General features: G+C 61.0%; 1 pseudogene. It reads left to right on the forward strand.

From position 1 onward, the window contains the following. Positions 1 to 79 precede the first annotated feature (79 nt). Positions 80 to 840: pseudogene (locus tag AKN84_RS47115) on the forward strand (IS5 family transposase). Positions 841 to 857: the final 17 nt, after the last annotated feature.

Raw genomic sequence — 857 nt, forward strand, 5'->3', positions numbered from 1 at the left:
TAGGGCCGATCGACATTCAGGATTCCCAAGTGGTTTGATCGCTGATTCATAGAGTTCCGTGATTCGACACACGGAGCAGATGGTGGCGGCGAAGCGATATGAACTGAGCGAGGCACAATGGGCGAGGATCGCGCCATTGCTGCCGGGAAAGGCTGGCGACCCAGGACGTACGGCTGCGGATAACCGTCTGTTCGTGAACGGATGCTTGTGGGTATTGCGGTCGGGCGCACACTGGTGCGACCTGCCGGAGCGGTACGGCAAGTGGAAAACGGTGCATCAGCGCTTCAGCCGTTGGTGCCATGCCGGCGTCTGGGAGCGCGTGTTCGCTGCTCTGACCGCCGACCGCGACAACCAGTATCTGATGATCGACAGCACCATCGTTCGCGCGCACCAGCAGGCGACGAGCGGAAAAGGGGGGCCAAAGATCAGGCGCTGGGGCGTTCCCGAGGCGGACTGACCACCAAGATCCACATGCTGGCCGATACGCTCGGTCGTCCGCTCCGCTTCATCGTCACGGCTGGGCAGGTTAATGACATCACCCAGGCGCCCGCACTACTCGACGGCCAGAGCGGCGACGCCGTGCTCGCCGACAAAGCTTATGACAGCAACGGCCTGCGTGCGATCATTGCGGAAATCGGCGCAACGGCAGTGATCCCGTCAAACCGCACCCGCAGGATCATCATTCCGCACGACGCCGACGCCTACAAACAGCGCAACCGCATCGAGCGCTGCTTCTGCCAGCTCAAACACTTCCGACGCTTGGCAACCCGCTATGACAGGCGAACCGACAACTTTACCGGCTTCATCCATCTCGCAGCCGCAATGATCTGGATGCAATGAATGTCGATCGGTCCTAG

Origin of the sequence: Bradyrhizobium tropiciagri, from assembly GCF_001189845.1 — a bacterium.
Classification (GTDB): Bacteria; Pseudomonadota; Alphaproteobacteria; order Rhizobiales; family Xanthobacteraceae; genus Bradyrhizobium; species Bradyrhizobium tropiciagri.